The organism is Kosakonia arachidis (assembly GCF_900116535.1).
GTDB lineage: Bacteria > Pseudomonadota > Gammaproteobacteria > Enterobacterales > Enterobacteriaceae > Kosakonia > Kosakonia arachidis.
In genome coordinates, this window is the sequence record NZ_FPAU01000004.1 from 505,673 (window position 1) to 524,750 (window position 19,078).

Annotated in this window: 17 protein-coding genes; 16 read left to right on the forward strand and 1 reads right to left on the reverse strand. The window is 53.1% G+C overall.

Annotated elements, in window-relative coordinates:
• Positions 1–392 precede the first annotated feature (392 nt).
• From flhD to cheZ, 12 genes are all read left to right on the forward strand, one after another.
• Positions 393–743, forward strand: a complete 351-nt coding sequence (gene flhD / locus BM427_RS17345; protein WP_208809143.1) for a flagellar transcriptional regulator FlhD — start codon at positions 393–395, stop codon at positions 741–743.
• Positions 744–745: 2 nt separating this feature from the next.
• A complete protein-coding gene (flhC, locus tag BM427_RS17350) occupies positions 746–1,324 on the forward strand; it encodes a flagellar transcriptional regulator FlhC (protein WP_090123605.1) in 579 nt (192 codons plus the stop codon).
• 125 nt (positions 1,325–1,449) lie between these two features.
• Positions 1,450–2,337 carry a flagellar motor stator protein MotA gene (gene motA, locus BM427_RS17355; protein WP_090123606.1) on the forward strand — a complete coding sequence of 296 codons (888 nt, stop codon included), beginning with the start codon at positions 1,450–1,452 and terminating at the stop codon, positions 2,335–2,337.
• Positions 2,334–3,293 carry a flagellar motor protein MotB gene (gene motB / locus BM427_RS17360; protein WP_090123608.1) on the forward strand — a complete coding sequence of 320 codons (960 nt, stop codon included), beginning with the start codon at positions 2,334–2,336 and terminating at the stop codon, positions 3,291–3,293. Before motA ends, motB begins: the two co-directional genes overlap by 4 nt.
• Before the next feature lie 4 nt (positions 3,294–3,297).
• Positions 3,298–5,349, forward strand: coding sequence for a chemotaxis protein CheA (gene cheA, locus BM427_RS17365; protein WP_090123609.1), 2,052 nt, complete (start codon positions 3,298–3,300; stop codon positions 5,347–5,349).
• A gap of 20 nt (positions 5,350–5,369) precedes the next feature.
• The gene (gene cheW / locus BM427_RS17370) at positions 5,370–5,873 is read left to right on the forward strand and encodes a chemotaxis protein CheW (protein WP_007371553.1); all 504 of its coding nucleotides are present in this window, start codon (positions 5,370–5,372) and stop codon (positions 5,871–5,873) included.
• A 370-nt stretch (positions 5,874–6,243) separates the two neighbouring features.
• Positions 6,244–7,908: a methyl-accepting chemotaxis protein II gene (tar, locus tag BM427_RS17375; RefSeq protein ID WP_090123611.1), complete on the forward strand. Its 1,665-nt coding sequence runs from the start codon at positions 6,244–6,246 to the stop codon at positions 7,906–7,908.
• A gap of 41 nt (positions 7,909–7,949) precedes the next feature.
• Positions 7,950–9,548, forward strand: a complete 1,599-nt coding sequence (gene tap / locus BM427_RS17380) for a methyl-accepting chemotaxis protein IV (protein ID WP_090123613.1) — start codon at positions 7,950–7,952, stop codon at positions 9,546–9,548.
• Between the two features lie 24 nt (positions 9,549–9,572).
• Entirely contained in the window at positions 9,573–10,442 is an 870-nt protein-coding gene (cheR, locus tag BM427_RS17385) for a protein-glutamate O-methyltransferase CheR (protein ID WP_090123614.1), read from the forward strand.
• Positions 10,439–11,488, forward strand: coding sequence for a protein-glutamate methylesterase/protein-glutamine glutaminase (locus BM427_RS17390; protein ID WP_090123616.1), 1,050 nt, complete (start codon positions 10,439–10,441; stop codon positions 11,486–11,488). Before cheR ends, BM427_RS17390 begins: the two co-directional genes overlap by 4 nt.
• Before the next feature lie 17 nt (positions 11,489–11,505).
• Positions 11,506–11,895, forward strand: coding sequence for a chemotaxis response regulator CheY (gene cheY / locus BM427_RS17395; protein ID WP_090123617.1), 390 nt, complete (start codon positions 11,506–11,508; stop codon positions 11,893–11,895).
• 10 nt (positions 11,896–11,905) lie between these two features.
• The gene (cheZ, locus tag BM427_RS17400) at positions 11,906–12,550 is read left to right on the forward strand and encodes a protein phosphatase CheZ (protein ID WP_090123619.1); all 645 of its coding nucleotides are present in this window, start codon (positions 11,906–11,908) and stop codon (positions 12,548–12,550) included.
• An 80-nt stretch (positions 12,551–12,630) separates the two neighbouring features.
• Here the strand turns inward: cheZ and BM427_RS17405 are convergent, their stop codons facing one another.
• Entirely contained in the window at positions 12,631–13,281 is a 651-nt protein-coding gene (locus BM427_RS17405; RefSeq protein WP_167518501.1) for a CPBP family intramembrane glutamic endopeptidase, read from the reverse strand.
• Positions 13,282–13,558: 277 nt separating this feature from the next.
• On the opposite strand from BM427_RS17405, the gene flhB reads away from it, so the two are divergent.
• The 4 genes from flhB to BM427_RS17430 all read left to right on the forward strand — a co-directional run bounded on the left by flhB (position 13,559) and on the right by BM427_RS17430 (position 19,078).
• The gene (flhB, locus tag BM427_RS17410; protein ID WP_090123621.1) at positions 13,559–14,719 is read left to right on the forward strand and encodes a flagellar biosynthesis protein FlhB; all 1,161 of its coding nucleotides are present in this window, start codon (positions 13,559–13,561) and stop codon (positions 14,717–14,719) included.
• The gene (gene flhA / locus BM427_RS17415; RefSeq protein ID WP_090123623.1) at positions 14,712–16,790 is read left to right on the forward strand and encodes a flagellar biosynthesis protein FlhA; all 2,079 of its coding nucleotides are present in this window, start codon (positions 14,712–14,714) and stop codon (positions 16,788–16,790) included. The genes flhB and flhA overlap by 8 nt, the downstream gene beginning before the upstream one ends.
• Positions 16,790–17,200 carry a flagellar protein FlhE gene (gene flhE / locus BM427_RS17420; protein ID WP_090123625.1) on the forward strand — a complete coding sequence of 137 codons (411 nt, stop codon included), beginning with the start codon at positions 16,790–16,792 and terminating at the stop codon, positions 17,198–17,200. The genes flhA and flhE overlap by 1 nt, the downstream gene beginning before the upstream one ends.
• Before the next feature lie 303 nt (positions 17,201–17,503).
• Positions 17,504–19,078: an MFS transporter gene (locus BM427_RS17430; RefSeq protein ID WP_090123629.1), complete on the forward strand. Its 1,575-nt coding sequence runs from the start codon at positions 17,504–17,506 to the stop codon at positions 19,076–19,078.

Below are 19,078 nucleotides of genomic sequence, written 5' to 3' on the forward strand. Positions count from 1 at the left end.
GGTTTTGCATGAGTATTCGAGTAAATAGAATAAAAAAAACGGTTGTCAGAACAAAAAATCATCAAATCACAAGCGGGACTGATAGATTTATAACCCATAATTCGTTAGATTTTGTGATGTGGATCACAAAAATTTCAAATTTTTGTCCGGGTCAGATTGTATGTGTCAGCACCTACGAGTACAGTTGCGTCGAATTAGGAAAAATCTTAGTTCTTTGTAAGAAATGATTAAGCGCGTATCAAGGCAATAGCATTTGAGCGAAGTGCCGCGAGAGCGAGATTCTAAGTCAGTTATGCATTTAGCCTTTCTTTTTTATACCGGTTTTTTCCGGCGACATCACGGGGTGCGGCTTAGCCGCATAAGATACAAGTTGGTTATTCGGGATGGGAAAAATGCATACATCCGAGTTGCTGAAACACGTGTATGACATTAACTTGTCGTATTTACTTCTTGCTCAGCGTTTAATTAGCCAGGACAAAGCGTCCGCAATGTTCCGTCTTGGCATTAACGAGGAGATGGCTACTACGTTGGGTGAATTAACCCTTCCGCAAATGGTGAAGCTGGCTGAAACCAACCAGCTTATCTGCCAGTTCCGGTTTGACAATCACCAGACTATTACTCGTCTGACCCAGGACTCGCGTGTGGATGATTTACAGCAAGTCCATACCGGGATTTTACTTTCAACCCGCCTGCTGAATGAGTCTTCACAGACCGGCGATGCGGCAAGAAAGAGAAGGGCTTAACCATGGGCGAGAAAAGTATTGTTCAGGAAGCCCGCGATATTCAGTTAGCAATGGAACTGATTTCGCTGGGTGCACGTTTACAGATGCTGGAGAGTGAGACACAGCTTAGCCGTGGTCGTCTTATCAAGCTCTACAAAGAGTTACGTGGTAGCCCGCCGCCGAAAGGCATGCTGCCATTTTCCACTGACTGGTTTATGACCTGGGAGCAGAATATTCATGCGTCCATGTTCTGTAACGCCTGGCAGTTTTTGTTAAAAACAGGCCTGTGCAGCGGCGTTGATGCAGTCATCAAAGCGTACAAACTCTATTTGGAACAATGCCCTCATAACGATGATGGGCCGCTACTGGCGTTGACTCGCGCCTGGACACTGGTTCGTTTCGTGGAAAGCGGAATGCTGGAGTTGTCTCGCTGTAATTGCTGTGAAGGTAATTTTATTACGCACGCACATCAGCCTGTTGGTAGCTTTGCCTGTAGTTTATGCCAGCCGCCATCCCGCGCGGTAAAAAGACGTAAACTTTCCCAGGATGTTGCCGATATTATTCCACAACTGCTGGATGAACAGATCGAACAGGCTGTTTGACCGAATCAGGTGGAAAACACTCCAGCAGCGGTGCAGTAATGCCGCTGCTTTTTTTTGCCTGAAATCTGGTTTAACCCTTTGAAATGTTTATCCCGAGCCTTAGTCATTAGCAGAAGGATGATGTCGTGCTTATCGTATTAGGTTACCTGGTTGTTCTTGGTGCAGTCTTTGGCGGTTATATGATGACCGGCGGAGAACTTGGGGCACTTTATCAACCGTCTGAACTGATCATCATCGGTGGCGCGGGGATTGGTGCATTCATCGTTGGTAACAATGGCAAAGCGATTAAAGGTACGCTGAAAGCCCTGCCTTTGCTGTTTCGCCGCTCGAAATACACCAAAAGCATGTATATGGATTTGCTGGCTCTGCTTTACCGCCTGATGGCGAAATCGCGTCAGCAAGGTATGTTCTCGCTCGAAAGAGATATTGAGAATCCGAAAGAGAGCGAAATTTTCGCCAGCTATCCGCGTATTCTTGCGGACGCAACGATGCTTGAATTTATTGTCGATTATCTGCGCCTGATCATCAGCGGCAACATGAATACCTTTGAAATTGAAGCGCTGATGGACGAAGAGATCGAAACGCATGAAAGTGAAGCCGAAGTGCCGGCGAATGCACTGGCGTTAGTGGGCGATTCGCTGCCCGCGTTCGGTATCGTTGCGGCGGTCATGGGGGTGGTGCATGCGCTGGCTTCCGCCGATCGTCCGGCAGCTGAACTTGGCGCGCTGATTGCGCATGCGATGGTGGGGACATTTCTCGGCATCTTGTTGGCGTACGGTTTTATCTCTCCGCTGGCCAGTGTTCTGCGCCAGAAGAGTGCGGAAACCGCCAAGATGATGCAGTGCGTCAAGATTACCTTGTTGTCGAACCTTAACGGTTATGCACCGCCAATTGCGGTCGAATTTGGTCGTAAAACGCTGTACTCCAGCGAACGTCCGTCGTTTATCGAACTGGATGAACACGTCCGTGCGGTCAGAAATCCTAACCAACAGACCACGACCGAGGACGCATGAAAAACCAGGCCCATCCGATCGTCGTAGTCAGACGGAAAAAACATAAAGGTCATGGCGGTGGGGCGCACGGCTCCTGGAAAATTGCCTACGCCGACTTTATGACGGCGATGATGGCGTTCTTCCTGGTGATGTGGTTGATCTCCATCTCCAGCCCAAAAGAACTTATTCAGATTGCGGAGTATTTCCGTACGCCGTTAGCAACCGCAATTACGGGTGGGCAGCGAATTTCAAACAGCGACAGTCCGATCCCGGGCGGTGGCGATGACTACACACAGCAACAGGGCGAAGTGCAAAAACAGCCTAACATTGACGATTTGAAAAAACGTATGGAGCAATCTCGGCTGAGTAAGTTGCGTGGCGATTTGGATCAGTTAATCGAAGCCGATCCCAAGCTGCGTGCGTTGCGTCCACACCTGAAAATCGATCTGGTTCAGGAAGGGTTGCGTATTCAGATTATCGATAGTCAGAATCGGCCAATGTTTAAAACCGGCAGTGCGGAAGTCGAACCTTATATGCGTGATATTTTGCGTGCTATTGCGCCAGTCCTGAATAGTATCCCTAACAAAGTGAGCCTTTCGGGCCACACCGATGATTTCCCTTACGCCAATGGCGAAAAAGGGTATAGCAACTGGGAGCTTTCCGCCGATCGTGCAAACGCATCGCGCCGTGAGCTGGTTGCCGGTGGGCTGGATAACGGCAAAATTCTTCGGGTTGTAGGGATGGCAGCGACAATGCGCCTGGCGAATAAAGGTCCGGATGATGCAATCAACCGTCGAATCAGTCTTTTGGTACTTAACAAACAGACAGAAGAAGCCATTCTGCATGAGAATGCCGAAAGTGAGAGTGCGCCAATAAGCGCGATTACACAGCCAGAACCTGCGGTCGGTGCAGCACCTGCATCCACACCGGCGGCTCCGGCAGCGGTTCCCACATCGCCACAAGCCAATCCGAGGTGATAGCGTGAGCATGGATATTAGTGATTTTTATCAGACATTCTTCGATGAAGCCGACGAGTTGTTGGCTGATATGGAACAACATTTACTGGATTTGGTGCCAGAATCGCCGGATTCGGAACAGCTCAATGCCATCTTTCGTGCGGCGCATTCCATTAAAGGAGGCGCAGGTACATTTGGTTTTACCATCCTGCAGGAAACCACGCACCTGATGGAAAACCTGCTTGATGAGGCCCGGCGTGGCGAAATGCAGCTTAACACCGATATTATCAACCTGTTTTTGGAAACCAAAGATATTATGCAGGAACAGCTCGACGCTTATAAAAGCTCGCAAGAGCCGGACGCCGCCAGCTTTGAATATATCTGCAATGCCCTGCGCCAGCTGGCGCTGGAAGCGAAAGGAGAGGTTGTTGCCGCCCCTGCAAATGGCGCAAAACTTTCCGTTGTGGATACGGCTGCGTTGGGGTCCGAAACCGCTGCTGCGCCAGCTGCCGAAAGCGACGGCAAACTGCGCATCGTCCTGTCTCGCCTGAAAGAGAGCGAAGTTTCGCTGCTGGAAGACGAGTTGGGTAACCTCGGAACATTGAGCGACGTCGTGAAAGGGAGTGATACCCTTAGCGTGACGCTTGATGGCGGCGTCAGCGAAGACGATATTATTGCTGTGTTGTGCTTCGTTATCGAAGCCGACCAAATTGCGTTCGAAAAACCCACCGCAGAGACAGCGCCCGCGCCTGCGGCAGTTGAAGCTGTTGCACAAGTGGTTGAAGCGCCAGCGCCTGTTGCGACTCCGGCGGAGAAACCCGCTGCTCCGGCGCTGAAAGCGGTGGCGAAAGAGCAACCTGCTGCCCGTGAAAAACCGGCGCGCGCCAGCGAATCAACCAGTATCCGTGTGGCGGTTGAAAAAGTTGACCAGTTAATTAACCTGGTCGGCGAACTGGTGATCACCCAGTCGATGCTGGCCCAGCGCTCGAACGAGCTGGATCCGGTCACACACGGCGATTTGATCACCAGCATGAGCCAGTTACAGCGCAACGCTCGCGATCTGCAGGAATCAGTGATGTCCATCCGTATGATGCCGATGGAATATGTCTTTAGCCGCTTCCCGCGTCTGGTGCGCGACCTTGCGAGCAAGCTGGATAAACAGGTTGAACTGACCCTGCAAGGTAGCTCGACGGAACTGGATAAGAGCCTGATTGAGCGCATCATAGACCCGTTAACACACCTGGTGCGTAACAGCCTCGATCACGGTATTGAAACCCCGCCAAAACGTGTTGAAGCCGGTAAATCGCCAATCGGTAACCTGATTCTTTCGGCGGAACACCAGGGCGGAAATATCTGTATCGAGGTGACTGACGACGGTGCCGGTCTTAATCGCGAGCGTATCCTGGCGAAGGCCATTTCGCAGGGAATGGCGATCAATGAAAACATGACCGATGAAGAAGTCGGTATGCTGATTTTTGCCCCAGGCTTCTCAACGGCAGAGCAGGTCACTGACGTTTCCGGCCGCGGCGTGGGCATGGACGTGGTAAAACGTAACATCCAGGAAATGGGTGGCCACGTTGAAATTAAATCCAAACAAGGCTCTGGTACGACGATCCGTATCCTGCTGCCGCTGACGCTGGCAATCCTTGACGGAATGTCAGTAAAAGTGAACAACGAAGTCTTCATTCTGCCGCTGAATGCGGTGATGGAGTCGCTGCAACCGCGTGAAGAAGATTTGCATCCGTTGGCCGGTGGTGAGCGCGTACTGGAAGTGCGTGGTGAATACCTGCCGTTGGTTGAGTTGTGGAAAGTGTTTGACGTGATGGGGGCGAAAACTGAAGCCACGCAGGGGATTGTCGTTATTCTGCAGAGCGCAGGTCGTCGCTATGCGCTGCTGGTTGATCAGTTGATCGGCCAGCACCAGGTTGTGGTGAAAAACCTGGAAAGCAACTATCGCAAAGTGCCGGGTATTTCTGCCGCCACCATCCTGGGCGATGGTAGCGTTGCGCTGATCGTTGATGTGTCAGCGTTGCAGGGGTTGAATCGTGAACATCGTATGGCGCACACAGCCGCCTGATTAAGTAAAAGGTATAAAACATGACCGGTATGAGTAATGTAGCAAAACTGGCTGGCGAGCCGTCAGGACAGGAATTCCTGGTATTCACTCTGGGCGATGAAGAGTACGGCATCGATATTCTCAAAGTGCAGGAAATTCGTGGCTACGATCAAGTGACCCGTATCGCCAATACTCCGGACTTTATCAAAGGCGTGACCAATCTGCGTGGCGTGATCGTGCCGATTGTTGACCTGCGCGTGAAGTTCAGCCAGGGTGACGTCGAGTATGATGACAACACCGTTGTTATCGTTCTGAATCTGGGTCAGCGTGTGGTTGGCATCGTGGTGGATGGTGTTTCTGATGTGCTTTCCCTGGCATCGGACCAGATCCGCCCGGCACCGGAATTCGCCGTCACCCTGTCAACTGAATACCTGACTGGCCTCGGTGCACTTGGCGACCGAATGCTGATTCTGGTGAACATCGAAAAACTGCTCAACAGCGAAGAGATGGCGCTATTGGACATCGCGGCAACGCACGTCGCGTAACCACCCTACAAGAGCGGATGATTCACTGGTCATCCGCTTAATTTATCCCTTTTTGTCGATCGTTTTGTATATCCTTCACTTTTAAACAACAGGCTACATCCTTCTGGTTATCTGTTTTTATTGATAATAAATCTCTCTTTTGCATAGTTGCTCGTTTTGCAATTCTTCAGTCATTAAACCGCTATCGGTGCGGCTTAACCGCTGACTAGCGGTGCCTTACAACGCTGACCGCATCCGCGCAGGGAACAGACAGTGATACCCTGATCGTGAACACTGCATTTTACTTTCCCATTTTATTCCCTTTCGCAAATGTAAAGTTCCCTGGGCGCATGCCGATAACACCAATAAGAGCATATCGAAAGGGTGTTGTATGTTGAACCGTATCCGCGTCGTTACACTGCTGATGAGTGTACTGGCAGTATTTGCCTTGTTGCAGCTCGTCTCAGGGGGGCTTTTTTTCTCGTCCCTTAAGCAAAACCAGCAGGGTTTTGCTGCCTCTAATGACCTGCGTATGCAACAAACTGAACTGGGTAAAGCCTGGGAATTAATGCTGCAAACACGTATCAACCTGAGTCGCTCGTCGGCACGTATGTTGCTCGACCCGAGCAACCAGCAGAGCAGTGCCAAAACTGACCTGTTGAACAGCGCGAAAGCCACTCTGGTTGAAGCGGCAAAACATTACGACGCCTTTCATAACATGCCATCGCTGCCGGAAATGGATGCGGCGCGCCAGACATTGGATGAGAAATACCGTACTTATAATGCCGCGCTGACGGAGCTGATTCAGTTTCTGGAGAGTGGCAATATCAACGGCTTTATGGCGCAACCGACTCAGGGTATGCAAAACGCCCTCGGGGACGCGATGGCAAAATATGCCGCAGTGAGTGACAACCTCTACCGTAATACCTGGGAGCAGAGTGTCAGCGATTACACCTTTGCGAAATGGCAGATGGCGATTCTGGCGCTGGCGTTGGTAATTGTACTGGCTGGCGTCTGGTACGGGATTCGCCGTATTTTGCTGTCGCCATTGTCATCAGTCATCGCGCATATCCGCGAAATCGCGGGCGGTAACCTGACGCATACGCTGACGATTGCAGGTCGCAGCGAAATGACGGAACTGGCGCAAAGCGTCGATCATATGCAGAGCGCGTTAATCGATACTGTTACTAATGTGCGTCAGGGTTCGGATGCCATTCATTCTGGCACCAGCGAAATTGCTGCCGGAAATAACGATCTCGCGTCGCGCACCGAAGAACAGGCTTCGGCGCTGGAGCAGACCGCTGCCAGTATGGAAGAGCTGACAGCGACTGTTAAACAGAATGCTGACAACGCACGTCAGGCTTCTCTGCTGGCGAAAAGTGCATCGGAAACCGCCGAACGCGGCGGCAAAGTCGTCGATGGGGTTGTGAGAACCATGCACGATATCTCCACCAGTTCGCAGAAAATTGCTGACATTATCGGGGTGATCGATGGTATTGCGTTCCAGACCAATATCCTGGCGCTCAACGCCGCAGTAGAGGCGGCACGTGCGGGCGAGCAGGGGCGTGGCTTTGCCGTTGTTGCTGGTGAAGTCCGTAATCTGGCCAGCCGCAGTGCCCAGGCAGCGAAAGAGATTAAAACATTAATTGAAGATTCTGTTTCCCGCGTGGATACCGGCTCGGTGCTGGTGGAGAGTGCGGGTGAAACCATGTCGGACATTGTTAACGCCGTAACGCGTGTTAACGACATCATGGGTGAGATTGCCTCGGCATCGGACGAACAGAGCCGTGGCATCGATCAGGTTGCGCTGGCGGTATCCGAAATGGATCGCGTCACGCAACAGAATGCGTCACTGGTACAACAATCGGCAGCCGCAGCCGCTGCCTTAGAAGAACAAGCCAGTCGATTGACGATGGCGGTATCTGCTTTCCGCCTTTCTTCTGTATCCGGCAAACCGGCGCAGCGTGCCTTAACTCCGGCAGCAGGCAGCGCTAAGACCCCGGCGCGGAGTCGCCAACTTGCAACCGGACAAGAAGATAACTGGGAAACATTTTAGCAGTTCTTAACCGCGGAGATTTTCCGCCAGATGGGGCGTTAATGTTTAATCGTATTCGTATCTCGACAACACTTTTTTTGATTTTGATTGTGTGTGGCCTGCTACAGGTCGGCAGTAACGGATTGTCCTTCTGGGCTTTTAAACAAAGTACCTCGCATTTACAGGAAGTCGCGAACAGTAACCATCAACGCAGTGCTTTGATGCAGATCCGGGCTACGTTGCTTGAAGCAAGCACATTGTTAAATAAAGCGGGTACGCTCACGGCATTAAGTTATCCGCCGGATGATATTAAAGCTCTGATGACACAGGCAAAAGCCAGCCTGAAACGGGCAGATGAGAAAGAGAAAGAGTTCCTGGGCATTGCCACAATTACGCCTTCGGGGCAGAAGTTGCAGGACGGGACGAAAGCGACGTATGCCGCATGGCGCAGCGATCTGGAGCATCAGGCCACCTGGCTTGAAAATAACCAGCTATCGGATTTTATGACCGCGCCGGTGAAGGAGTCACAGGACCAGTTTGATGCGAATTTTAATGCGTGGGAAAAGCACATTGACGAGTTTGCCGAGCAGGCTCGGCAGAACAGCGAAAGTAATTATCATCGTTCGGCGGCCATTTTTATTGCTGTGGTGATCCTTGCGGCGCTGATTACCAGTATCGCGCTGTTCTGGTCGCGCAAAATGATTGTTCAGCCGCTGGCGATTGTCAGCCGCCATTTTGACAGTATCGCGGCAGGCAACCTGGCGCAGCCGATTGCCGTTAACGGACGTAATGAAATTTCAGCGATCTTCGCCAGCCTGAAAAAAATGCAGGCAGCGCTACGCACTACAGTCAGCGATGTTCGGCAGGGCAGTTACGCCATGCATACCGGCATTTCGGAGATTGCCTCAGGCAACAATGATTTATCGGCGCGCACGGAACAGCAAGCTGCTTCGCTGGCGCAAACGGCAGCCAGCATGGAACAGTTGACCGCGACGGTTGGGCAGAACGCCGACAACGCGCGTCAGGCTTCCGGTCTGGCGCAGAGCGCGGCGGAAACAGCGAGAAAAGGCGGGCAGCAAACCACCAGTGTGGCGAGTACCATGCGGGATATTGCCGGCAGCTCGCAAAAAATCGGCGATATCATCAGCGTGATTGATGGTATCGCGTTTCAGACCAATATCCTCGCGCTGAACGCCGCAGTGGAAGCGGCGCGTGCGGGTGAGCAAGGCCGGGGATTTGCCGTGGTGGCAGGGGAGGTGCGTAACCTGGCCAGCCGCAGTGCACAGGCGGCAAAAGAGATTAAAGGTCTGATCGAAGAGTCGGTATCCCGTGTTCAGCAGGGTTCCGCGTTGGTGGATACCGCTGCGCAGACGATGACGGAAATCGTCCGCTCGGTGACGCAGGTTAACGACATTATGGGCGAGATTGCCTCTGCGTCGGATGAACAGCGTCGCGGTATTGAGCAGGTTGCGCTGGCGGTTAGTCAGATGGATCAGGTCACGCAGCAGAACGCAGCACTGGTAGAAGAGGCCGCTTCCGCGACCGACCAACTGGCAAACCAGGCGGATAATCTGACCTCGTTAGTGGCTGTATTTAAGATTGAAGAGCATATTGCATTACCTGAAGTAGCACTGGCCAAAGCTGTGCCTGCTACACCCTGAAATTAACCTGGTTGAGAAGGCGCTATGACATCATCACTGCCTACAGGGCAACCGTCATCAATACTGCAACAGATGACTCAGCGCCTGGCGCTGTCCGATGCGCATTTCCGTAGGATATGTCAATTGATCTACCAGCGCGCAGGGATCGTTCTTGCGGACCATAAACGCGATATGGTGTACAACCGCCTTGTTCGCCGTTTACGTACGCTGGGGTTGGATGATTTTGGTCGCTATCTGAGCATGCTGGAAGCGAATCAGAACAGTGCCGAGTGGCAAGCGTTTATCAACTCGCTGACCACCAATCTCACCGCATTTTTCCGGGAAGCGCATCACTTCCCGGTACTGGCTGAGCATGCGCGTAAGCGCACGGGAGAATACCGCATATGGAGCGCGGCGGCCTCTACCGGGGAAGAACCTTACTCGCTGGCGATTACCCTTGCTGATACGCTGGGCATGACGCCGGGTCGCTGGAAAGTGTTTGCCAGCGATATCGACACGGAAGTGCTGGAAAAAGCACGCAGCGGTATTTATCGCCAGGACGAGTTGAAGACCCTCTCGCCACAGCAGATGCAACGCTATTTTATGCGTGGAACCGGCCCACATGCAGGGTTGGTGCGTGTACGGCAAGAACTGGCGAATTACGTCGAATTTACCACGGTGAATCTGTTGGATAAGCAGTACAACGTACCGGGGCCTTTTGACGCAATTTTTTGTCGTAACGTGATGATTTATTTTGATAAAACGACGCAACAGGACATTCTGCATCGTTTTGCTCCGCTGCTTAAGCCGGACGGATTACTGTTTGCCGGGCATTCGGAGAACTTTAGCAACCTCGTGCGCGAGTTCAGCCTCCGTGGGCAGACTGTTTATGCGCTTAGTAAGGATAAAGCATGAGTAAAATCAGGGTGTTGTCCGTCGATGATTCCGCATTGATGCGCCAGATCATGACAGAAATTATCAATAGCCACAGCGATATGGAGATGGTGGCGACGGCGCCAGATCCGTTGGTCGCCCGGGATTTAATCAAAAAATTCAACCCGGATGTCTTAACGCTGGACGTAGAAATGCCGCGCATGGATGGGCTGGATTTTCTCGAGAAATTAATGCGTCTGCGGCCCATGCCGGTAGTGATGGTCTCCTCGCTGACCGGTAGAGGCTCTGAAGTGACGTTGCGTGCGCTGGAGCTGGGGGCGATTGATTTCGTCACCAAACCGCAAATCGGCATTCGTGAAGGCATGCTGGCCTACAGCGAAATGATTGCAGAGAAAGTGCGCACCGCTTCGCGTGCACGTATTGCTGCGCATAAACCGATGGAAGCACCCGTGGTGATGAAGGCTGGCCCGCTGCTTAGCTCGGAAAAATTGCTGGTCATCGGGGCGTCAACCGGAGGAACAGAGGCAATTCGTCATGTACTCCAGCCATTGCCGCTCTCAAGTCCGGGTATTCTAATCACTCAGCATATGCCGCCTGGCTTTACCCGCTCATTTGCTGAGCGTTTGAACAAGCTCTGCCAGATCAGTGTCAAGGAAGCGGAAGATGGTGAGCGCGTTCTGCCAGGACATGCGTATATTGCTCCGGGTGATAAACATATGGAGCTCGCGCGTAGCGGGGCGAACTATCAGATTAAGATACACGATGGCCCACCTGTTAACCGGCACCGTCCATCGGTGGATGTGCTGTTTCATTCGGTCGCGAAATATGCGGGGCGCAACGCCGTGGGCGTGATTCTTACGGGGATGGGGAACGACGGTGCGGCGGGAATGCTAGCAATGTACCAGGCGGGGGCCTGGACCATCGCGCAAAACGAAGCAAGTTGTGTGGTGTTCGGCATGCCGCGTGAGGCCATCAATATGGGTGGCGTCAGCGAAGTGGTCGATCTTAGCCAGGTAAGCCAGCAGATGCTGGCGAAAATCAGTGCCGGACAGGCAATACGTATTTGAACCAGGAGTAATTTTTTATGGCGGATAAAGAGCTTAGGTTTTTGGTCGTGGATGACTTTTCCACCATGCGTCGCATTGTGCGCAACCTGCTGAAAGAGCTGGGATTCAACAACGTCGAAGAAGCGGAAGACGGTGTTGATGCGTTAAACAAATTGCAGACCGGTGGTTTTGGTTTTGTCATCTCTGACTGGAACATGCCGAATATGGATGGTCTGGAACTGCTGAAAACCATCCGTGCCGACAGCAAGATGGCTTCCTTGCCGGTGCTGATGGTGACGGCTGAAGCGAAAAAAGAGAACATCATTGCGGCGGCGCAGGCTGGTGCGAGCGGCTACGTGGTGAAACCGTTCACCGCAGCCACCCTGGAAGAGAAGCTCGGTAAGATCTTCGAGAAACTTGGCATGTGAGGACCGGACTATGTTGCAACCTTCAATAAAACCTTCTGAAGAGCATTCGCCCAGCGATATTATTGCCCGCATCGGTAGCCTGACGCGCATGCTGCGCGATAGTCTGCGCGAGTTAGGCCTGGATCAAGCGATTGCCGAAGCGGCGGAAGCGATTCCGGATGCGCGCGATCGACTGGATTATGTAGTTCAGATGACAGCGCAGGCCGCAGAGCGTGCGCTGAACAGCGTGGAAGCCTCTCAGCCTCACCAGGATGAGATGGAAAAAACCTCGAAAGTGCTGAGCAAGCGCTGGGATGAGTGGTTCGAGAACCCGATTGAACTGGCTGACGCCCGTGAACTGGTGACGGATACCCGTAAGTTTCTCGGTGAAATTCCTGGCCATACCAGCTTCACCAATGCTCAGTTGCTGGACATCATGATGGCGCAGGATTTCCAGGATCTTACCGGTCAGGTGATCAAGCGCATGATGGACGTAATCCAGGAGATCGAGCGCCAGCTGCTGATGGTGCTGCTGGAAAACATCCCGGATCAGTCTGCGCGCCCGAAACGCGAAAACGAAAGCCTGCTCAATGGTCCTCAGCTCGACGCCACCAAAGCGGGCGTGGTGGCAAGCCAGGATCAGGTGGACGACTTGCTGGACAGCCTCGGTTTCTGATTTGTCGGCACATTTCCCTTCAGACAGCTGGAAGGGGAAGTCAGTACACCAGAGAAAAGGGAGGGGAAACCTTCCCTTTTTTATTGCAGAAAGATATCGCCCACCGCGAAGAGATTCGACAGTGCATGTAGCACTATCGGTATCAAAAGTCCGCCTGTGCCGAGTCGAACGACACATAATAGCGCAGAAAAAATAAACAACTGTATAAAAGTGATCGGTGCCTGATATTGCATATGAATGGCGGCAAACAATAAAGACGTGATCACAATACCGACGTGCCGTGGCACTTTTTCCCATCCCAGGCTGGCATTGAGCAAAAAGCCGCGAAAAACAATCTCTTCACTCACCGGAGCTATCAGACAGGCCGTGAATATCCACGCCCAACGGGTTAACCCTGTATACCCTTTCAGCGTGTCCAGCCACGGCTCAGGCTGCTGGAATAGCTTTTCCATTACCAGCATCGCCACCAGCGCCAGCAACGGTGCAGCAAGGTTTCGCCACGCCAGCGTACCGAAAGGCAGTTGCCCGTCATAGTGACGTCCGTAATAACGCCACAGCAACAGTGAGCAGGGGAGCAATAGTGCACCATGCAGAAACGGGCCGTCGAGGCCATTTTGATGAAGACGAATAAAACCCGGAATGAAAATAGCGAAATAGAACAGGCTGTAATAGATAACAAACGCTGCGATACACACAGCAGTATGCGATGTCCGGTCCGATTGTGGTGGCATAAAAAAGTGACGTCCCTGCAGGATTATACTCGAAGCCGATTATTATAAAGGAGATTGCCTGCAATTCTGTTCAGTCGTTAACAATCGGAACCGGGGGACAAAAAATGGCGTTTAGGCAGAATTTTTCATGTCACATTGCCGTTTTACCCTCGTTTCGGGCGTATGGATGACCCCTGAAGGGCAATTCAAATGGCGAAAACCCCCTGTTTTTATGCCTTACTCTTCCCATTAGATACCCTTGACTCTGGCAATATGTTGTCAAATCCGTAATCCGTGGATGCAGGCCGTGGCCTCTGAAGACAACGAAGACAAAACAGAAGCCCCCACAGCGCACCGACTAGAAAAGGCGCGCGAAGAAGGGCAAGTCCCCCGATCAAAAGAGTTGACATCACTGTTGGTGATGTTGGTGGGTGTTTGCATTCTGTGGTTTGGCGGCGAGGTGTTTGGTCGACGGTTATCGATGGCGCTCTCTTCCGGGCTGCGCTTCGATCATAAAATCATCAACGATCCGGCGCTGTTTGTTGGTCAGGTTATCATGATGCTGAAAACGGCACTGCTGGGAATGCTGCCTCTATTGACTGGTGTGGTCATTATCGCGCTCGTTGCGCCAGTAATGTTGGGTGGTCTGGTTTTTAGCACCAAGTCACTGGAGTTTAATTTTTCCAAGCTCAATCCTCTGAGCGGTCTTGGGCGGCTATTTTCTTCCCAGGTGGGTGCTGAACTGTTCAAAGCGTTAATGAAAGCTTTGCTGATGGGCAGCGTCGCCGGGACCTTCGTCTGGCATCACTGGCCGGATATGATGCGCATGATGAGCGAATCGCCGTTAACGGCCATGGCCAGCGCCCTTAATCTGGCCGGGCTCTGTGCGCTTCTGGTGTCGCTGAGCATCATACCGATGGTCGGTTTCGATGTTTTCTGGCAGATATACAGCCATTTGAAAAAATTGCGCATGTCGCGCCAGGACATCCGTGACGAATTTAAGCAGAGCGAAGGCGACCCGCATATCAAAAGTCGCATCCGCCAGATGCAGCGTGCCGCCGCTCGCCGCCGGATGATGGCCGATGTACCGAAAGCCGATGTCATTGTCACCAACCCGACGCACTATGCTGTCGCGCTGCAATATGACGAAAATAAAATGAGCGCGCCGAAAGTGGTGGCGAAAGGCTCCGGTCTGGTAGCACTGCGTATTCGCGAGTTGGGTACAGAAAATCGCGTGCCGATTCTGGAAGCACCACCACTGGCGCGTGCGCTTTTCCGCCATGCGGAAATTGGACAGCAGATCCCGGGCCAGCTTTATGCCGCGGTAGCCGAAGTGCTGGCGTGGGTATGGCAGTTGAAACGCTGGCGGCTGTCAGGCGGACAACGACCTGTTAAACCTGAGAATCTTCCGGTGCCTGAAGCGCTGGATTTTATGAACGAGAAGGACACTGATGGCTAATCTGGTAGCAATGCTGCGTCTGCCCAGCAATCTGAAATCGACCCAATGGCAATTGCTTGCCGGGCCTGTGCTCATTTTGCTTATTTTGTCGATGATGGTGCTGCCGCTGCCGGCGTTTGTCCTCGACCTGCTGTTTACCTTTAATATCGCGCTGTCGATCATGGTGCTGTTGGTGGCGATGTTCACCCAGCGCACGCTCGAATTTGCCGCCTTCCCGACCATTCTGCTGTTCACCACCTTGCTGCGCCTGGCGCTCAATGTGGCCTCTACGCGTATCATTCTGATGGAAGGGCATACTGGTGCCGCCGCCGCAGGACGCGTAGTTGAAGCCTTTGGCCACTTCCTGGTCGGTGGCAACTTTGCCATCGGTATCGTGGTGTTCGTCATCCTCGTGATCATCAACTTTATGGTTATCACCAAAGGTGCAGGACGTATCGCGGAAGTGGGTGCGCGCTTCGTGCTGGACGGGATGCCTGGTAAGCAGATGGCGATCGATGCCGACCTTAACGCCGGGATCATCGGCGAAGATGAGGCGAAACGCCGCCGTTCGGAAGTGACGCAGGAAGCCGATTTCTACGGCTCAATGGACGGTGCGAGTAAGTTCGTTCGTGGCGACGCCGTAGCCGGTATTATGATCATGGTGATCAACATCATCGGCGGTCTGCTCGTTGGTGTACTGCAACATGGTCTGTCGATGGGTGATGCGGCGGAGAGCTATACCCTGTTGACCATCGGTGACGGCCTTGTCGCGCAGATCCCTGCGCTGGTTATTTCAACCGCAGCGGGCGTTATCGTCACACGCGTCAGCACCGATGAAGATGTTGGCCAGCAAATGGTTGGTCAACTCTTCTCTAACCCGCGCGTTATGTTGCTGAGCGCCGGTGTTCTTGGTCTGCTGGGTATGGTGCCTGGCATGCCGAACTTTGTCTTCCTGCTGTTTACTGCCGCGCTGCTCGGGCTTGCCTGGTGGTTGCGCGGACGCCAACAGGCGGCACCTGTCGAAGCGGCACCGGTGAAAGTACTGGAAAACACGCAGGCAGTGGAAGCAACCTGGAATGATGTGCAACTGGAAGATTCTCTCGGAATGGAAGTGGGATACCGCCTGATCCCGATGGTGGATTTCCAGCAGGACGGCGAGCTGCTGGGGCGTATTCGCAGTATTCGTAAGAAATTTGCCCAGGACATGGGCTTCCTGCCGCCGGTGGTGCATATTCGCGATAACATGGATCTGCCGCCCGCACGTTATCGTATCTTGATGAAAGGGGTGGAAATTGGCAGCGGCGAAGCCTATCCGGGCCGTTGGCTGGCGATTAACCCTGGCACAGCAGCCGGTTCGCTGCCAGGCGAGCAGACTGTCGATCCGGCTTTTGGTCTGGCAGCAATCTGGATCGAGAGCGCGTTGAAAGAGCAGGCGCAAATCCAGGGTTTTACCGTGGTGGAAGCGAGTACCGTGGTGGCAACGCACCTCAACCACCTGATTGGTCAGTTCTCGGCGGAACTTTTTGGCCGTCAGGAAGCGCAGCAACTGCTTGATCGTGTAAGTCAGGAGATGCCGAAGCTGACTGAAGATTTAGTGCCGGGCGTGGTGACGCTGACCACGCTGCATAAAGTGTTGCAAAACCTGCTGGCGGAGAAAGTGCCTATTCGCGATATGCGCACCATTCTCGAAACACTGGCGGAGCACGCACCGCTGCAAACCGACCCACACGAACTCACCGCGGTGGTGCGTGTAGCGCTCGGCCGTGCGATTACGCAGCAGTGGTTCCCGGGTAATGATGAAGTGCAGGTGATTGGCCTTGATACGCCGCTGGAACGCCTGCTGCTGCAAGCACTGCAGGGCGGCGGCGGTCTGGAGCCGGGTCTTGCTGACCGCTTACTGGAGCAGACTCAGGAAGCGCTGGCACGTCAGGAGATGCTCGGCGCGCCGCCGGTGCTGTTGGTCAACCATGCCCTGCGTCCGTTGCTGGCGCGCTTCTTGCGCCGTAGCCTGCCGCAGCTGGTGGTGATGTCGAATATGGAAATGTCCGACAATCGCCATATCCGCATGACAGCAACCATCGGGGGTAAATAATGCGTTACCTTGCTTTTCTGATCGCCGCGCTGCCGTTGTTAGCCTGTGCGGCGGGTGAGGGCGCCTGGCAGGCTAGCAGCATTGGCATCCGGCTGGATAACCGGGGTGTAGCTGCGTCGTCACGGCCATTAGGGCCTACGCAACGGGTCGATGGGCTGATAACGGAAGTGTCCTGGCGCTATGAACTTAACGGCCCGACGCCAGCGGGATTGCTGGTGCGTCTCTGTTCGCAGACGCGCTGCGTGGCGCTCGATAGCCAGAGCGGTTCAACGCGCGGTTTTGCTAATGTACCCGCAGCCGAACAATTACGTTTCGTCTGGGAAGTGCCGGGCGGCGGGCGTCTGTGGCCGCCGCTGAGCGTCCGTAGCAATCAGGTCATTGTGAATTACCGTCAACCAGCCAAAAGTTAACTGCTTTGCTGGCAATAAACTCAATCGCTTAGCTGTTTGTTTTCGCCTTCGATCCCGCCATCAGCGCGGGATTTTGCTATCTGCCACTCATTTTTGACCATGCCTTTTGAAGAATTAGAAACGCTGTTTTATAAAACAGTGATGCGCGTATCGACACTCTTTGCATTTTTGCCAGTTACCCCTTTTTGCTGGCAGAAACAGAAAGGTTTCCTGCTGCATATCCTCTTACTTTAGCCGTGTAAGAAATTCCTTTGGCTAAGCCGGATTGTCAAAGGTCCCCAATAATGAACAGGGTTGACGGCAATGAAAACACGCAAAATTGGACTGGTTAATTACCTCGCCTACGGTTCTGGCGACTTTTTGGGCGCGGGCACGACCGCATTGACTGCCGCATGGTTACTCTATTTCTACACAACATTTTGTGGTCTGACACCGATCGAAGCGACATTTATTTTTGCAACCGCGAGAGTGCTGGATGCAGTCGTGAGTCCGCTGATGGGTTTTTTGACCGATAACTTCGGTACGACCTGGCTGGGCAAACGTTTTGGTCGCCGTAAATTCTTTATTCTGTTGGGTATACCTTGTGTCTTCAGCTACTCAATCATGTGGGTAGGGGACATGAGCTTTTGGTATTACCTGCTGACCTACCTGCTGTTTGATGTGGTCTACACCATGATTCTGGTGCCCTATGAAACCCTGGTGCCGGAAATGACTGATGACTTCAAACAAAAAACCAAATTCTCCGGCGCGCGTATCTCAATGGCGCAAATGTCAGCGATTCTGGCGTCATTCCTGCCGGGGATCCTGCTGACGCATTTTGGCAAAGACAATCCGATCTCTTTCTTCTATGCCAGCCTGGTGTTCGCGGTGATGTGCGCCATGATGCTGACGTTTGTCTGGTGCTTCACCTGGGAACGCCCGCGTGAAGAGTGGACGGAGGCAGCGCTGCGCGCGGAAGTGGAGAAGAAACACCTTACTCTCGGGCAGAGCCTGAGTCGCCTGTTTGTAGAACTGAGCTCAACACTGCGTATCAAAATCTTCCGCCAGCACCTGGGTATGTATCTCGGCGGTTATATCGCCCAGGATGTGTTCAACGCCGTATTCACTTACTACGTGGTGTTTGTGCTGACGCAGGAAGCTTCAGTGGCATCCAGCCTGATGGGCACCATGGCTATCTTCCAGTTCATTGCGGTTATTGCCATGATCCCGCTATGTATTCGCTTTGGACCTGCGCCGTCTTACCGCATGGTAGTGGTGCTGTTCGGTCTGAGCGCCTCGTCGTACGGCGTGCTTTATTACACTGGCTTGAGTGACGTGTACTCACTGTTGCTGCTGATTTCTGCCGTTGCTGGCCTGGGGCGTGGCGGTATCAACTATGTGCCGTGGAATACCTACACCTACATCGCTGACATTGACGAAGTGGTCACCGGCCAGCGTCGGGAAGGGATTTTCGCTGGCATTATGACGCTGACGCGCAAAGCCTCACAGGCCGGTGCGGTGATGCTGGTGGGGATCGTGATGCAGACTTCTGGTTTTGTCTCCGGGCAGAAAACCCAGGCGGCGGAAGTGAGCCACACCATTCTGATGATCATGTGCGTTGGCACTATCGTCGTCCTGTGCTGCGGTTTCCTCGTTTCCCTACGCTTCAAGCTGGACCTGAAAACGCACGGCGTGCTACGTGAAGAGACGGCAAAAATGCGCCAAAGCGGCCGTGCAATGCCGGAATGCATTACCTCGCAGGCGCGTGAAACGGTCGAGATGCTGGCGGGAATGCCGTACGAATCCCTGTGGGGCAATAACAATATTGGCTATCTGAATCGTAATAAACCTGCCGCGCCCTCCCTGAAAGACGTGTCTCTGAAATCGACTTACAACTGA

Bases quoted from the DNA above. Each gene is read 5' to 3' on its own strand.
- cheZ (WP_090123619.1), top strand. From the start codon at position 11,906: ATGTTGCAACCTTCAATAAAACCTTCTGAAGAGCATTCGCCCAGCGAT.
- tar (WP_090123611.1), top strand. From the start codon at position 6,244: ATGTTGAACCGTATCCGCGTCGTTACACTGCTGATGAGTGTACTGGCA.
- cheY (WP_090123617.1), top strand. From the start codon at position 11,506: ATGGCGGATAAAGAGCTTAGGTTTTTGGTCGTGGATGACTTTTCCACC.
- cheR (WP_090123614.1), top strand. From the start codon at position 9,573: ATGACATCATCACTGCCTACAGGGCAACCGTCATCAATACTGCAACAG.
- flhD (WP_208809143.1), top strand. From the start codon at position 393: ATGCATACATCCGAGTTGCTGAAACACGTGTATGACATTAACTTGTCG.
- tap (WP_090123613.1), top strand. From the start codon at position 7,950: ATGTTTAATCGTATTCGTATCTCGACAACACTTTTTTTGATTTTGATT.
- BM427_RS17390 (WP_090123616.1), top strand. From the start codon at position 10,439: ATGAGTAAAATCAGGGTGTTGTCCGTCGATGATTCCGCATTGATGCGC.
- cheW (WP_007371553.1), top strand. From the start codon at position 5,370: ATGACCGGTATGAGTAATGTAGCAAAACTGGCTGGCGAGCCGTCAGGA.
- motB (WP_090123608.1), top strand. From the start codon at position 2,334: ATGAAAAACCAGGCCCATCCGATCGTCGTAGTCAGACGGAAAAAACAT.
- flhA (WP_090123623.1), top strand. From the start codon at position 14,712: ATGGCTAATCTGGTAGCAATGCTGCGTCTGCCCAGCAATCTGAAATCG.
- flhB (WP_090123621.1), top strand. From the start codon at position 13,559: ATGCAGGCCGTGGCCTCTGAAGACAACGAAGACAAAACAGAAGCCCCC.
- BM427_RS17405 (WP_167518501.1), bottom strand. From the start codon at position 13,281: ATGCCACCACAATCGGACCGGACATCGCATACTGCTGTGTGTATCGCA.
- flhE (WP_090123625.1), top strand. From the start codon at position 16,790: ATGCGTTACCTTGCTTTTCTGATCGCCGCGCTGCCGTTGTTAGCCTGT.
- flhC (WP_090123605.1), top strand. From the start codon at position 746: ATGGGCGAGAAAAGTATTGTTCAGGAAGCCCGCGATATTCAGTTAGCA.
- BM427_RS17430 (WP_090123629.1), top strand. From the start codon at position 17,504: ATGAAAACACGCAAAATTGGACTGGTTAATTACCTCGCCTACGGTTCT.